This window comes from Corallococcus sp. AB049A, assembly GCF_003668885.1.
In the GTDB taxonomy this organism is placed as follows: domain Bacteria; phylum Myxococcota; class Myxococcia; order Myxococcales; family Myxococcaceae; genus Corallococcus; species Corallococcus interemptor.
Genome location: NZ_RAWL01000716.1, coordinates 1 through 2,304 on the forward strand (window position 1 = coordinate 1; position 2,304 = coordinate 2,304).

General features: G+C 73.5%; 2 protein-coding genes. One reads left to right on the top strand and one right to left on the bottom strand.

All coding sequences use genetic code 11. The features are described 5' to 3' along the window. On the top strand, positions 1-1,596 hold a 1,596-nt coding region (locus D7X55_RS38605; protein WP_121725643.1), incomplete at its 5' end, for a DEAD/DEAH box helicase. Between the two features lie 57 nt (positions 1,597-1,653). Here D7X55_RS38605 and D7X55_RS38610 read toward each other — a convergent pair. Then, a partial coding sequence (locus tag D7X55_RS38610; protein ID WP_304988920.1) for a lanthionine synthetase LanC family protein occupies positions 1,654-2,304 on the bottom strand: 651 nt, incomplete at its 5' end.

The window sequence follows — 2,304 nt, forward strand, 5'->3', positions numbered from 1 at the left end:
CTGCAGCACCTGAAGCCGGGTGCCGCCGCGCCGCATGGCACCTCCGCGCTGGTGCTGGTGCCCACGCGCGAATTGGCCATGCAGGTGTCCGAGGCCATCCACCGCTACGGCCAGAAGCTGGGCGTGAGCGTGCTTCCGCTCTACGGCGGCCAGGAGATTGGCCGGCAGCTGCGCGTGCTCAAGCGCGGCGTGGACGTCATCGTCGCCACGCCGGGCCGCGCGCTGGACCACCTGCGCCGCAAGACGCTGAAGCTGGACCAGGTGCGCACGGTGGTGTTGGACGAAGCGGACGAGATGCTCGACATGGGCTTCGCGGACGACCTGGAGGCCATCCTCTCCGAGACGCCCGAGCAGCGGCAGACCGCGCTGTTCTCCGCCACGCTGCCCCCGCGCATCGCCAGCATCGCGGAGCGCCACCTGCACGAGCCCGTGCGCGTGCGCATCGAGAAGGAGAAGCTGGAGGCCGGCGAGATGCCGCGCGTCCGGCAGACGGCCTACATCGTGCCGCGCGCGTTCAAGATCGCCACGCTGGGGCGCGTGCTGGACCTGGAGTCCCCCACCGCGGCCATCGTGTTCTGCCGCACGCGCACGGAGGTGGATGAGCTCACCACGTCCCTCAACGGCCGGGGCTGGCGCGCGCACGCGCTGCACGGCGGCATGAGCCAGGAGCAGCGCGACCGCGTCATCAAGCAGTTCAAGTCCCAGGCGGCGGACCTGCTCATCGCCACGGACGTCGCGGCGCGCGGCCTGGACATCCCCCGGCTGACGCACGTGGTGAACTTCGACGTGCCCAACGCGCCGGAGGCCTACGTGCACCGCATCGGCCGCACGGGCCGCGCCGGCCGCGAGGGCGTGGCCATCACCCTGCTGGAGCCTCGCGAGCACCGGCTCTTGCGCAACATCGAGCGGCTGACCGGCCAGCGCATCGAGGTCACCGCGGTCCCCACCGTGTCGGACCTGCGCGCGCGCCGGCTGGAGATGATCCGCTCGTCGCTGCGCGAGACGCTGGTGGGCGGAGAGCTGGATGGGTTCCGCGGCATCGCGGAGGACCTGTCCAGCGAGTTCAGCGTCATGGACGTGGCCGCCGCCGCCATCAAGCTCCTCCAGGAGAAGGAGGACGAGGGCAGGGAATCCAACGAGCAGGAGATTCCCCAGGTGTCGGCCCCGGCGGAGCGGAAGTTCGAGCGCTCCGGGCCTCCGGGCCGCTTCGGCGACCGCGCCGAGCGTCCGTCCCGAGGCCCCCGCACCAGCGACCGGCCCGAGCGTGGCGAGCGCCCCGAGCGGGGTGAGCGCCCCGAGCGCGGAGACCGGCCCGAGCGGGCAGGCCCCGCGCGTCCCCAGCGCGCGCCGGAATGGAACGTCACGCGCCTGTTCATCGGCGCGGGCCGCACCGCGGGCATGCGGCCGGCGGACCTCGTGGGCGCCATCGCGGGCGAGGCGGGGCTCGAGTCCTCGCGCATCGGCGCGATCCACATCGCGGACATGTACTCCATCGTGGAGGTGCCGGAGCCGGATGCGGCGCGCATCATCTCCGCGCTGAAGGGCTCCACGCTGCGCGGACGCAAGGTCACCGTGCGCCGCGACACCCGCGACTGACGGAAGTCCTTCGCGTCACCGGCCCTGTCCGTCACGGGCGGGCCGGTGACGTGGGCTTCAGAACGCGTCCGGATCCATGTCCGGCGCGCGTCCCAGCAGGAGCGGCGACACCAGCCGGCTCTCCGGGTGCATGCGCAGCAGCGTGTGGATGACGCCGCCCAGCCCCGCCATCAACCCGGGTGAGAACGCATCGCGAGCCAGCCCCGCCACCGGGCCGCGCGCCTCCAGGCTGGAGATGAGCTCCGCGTCCAGCGCCTCGCGCTCGGGTGACAGCGGCTCCGACGACAGCCGCCGCGCCGTCTCCAGCAGCTCCCACAACCCCAGGTCGCCGTGGCACAGGGTGTGGGTCCAGCCGAAGCCCTCGCGCACGGCCGCGCTCCGGGCCCGCTGGAACAGGTCCCGGTAGCGCGCCGTCCCGGTGCGGGCAAAGAGGTCCGCCGCCGCCAGGCCGATGCCGGTGCTCCCGTGGCACCACGACGTCAGCTGATCCGTGGCGTCCGGGCGGCGGAGGTCCATCCAGTTGCCCACGTCCGGCCGGTAGAGCCCGTCCACGAAGTCGAAGGCGCGCTCGGACAGGCTGCGCCACCGCCGCCGGTCCGCCGCCGTCCCCGCCGCGCTCAGCCCCAGCCGCGCCAGCGCCCAGGCGATGCCCGCCGTGCCGTGCGCGAAGCCGCCGATGGGCTCCGGGAACATCGACGTGGACCAGCG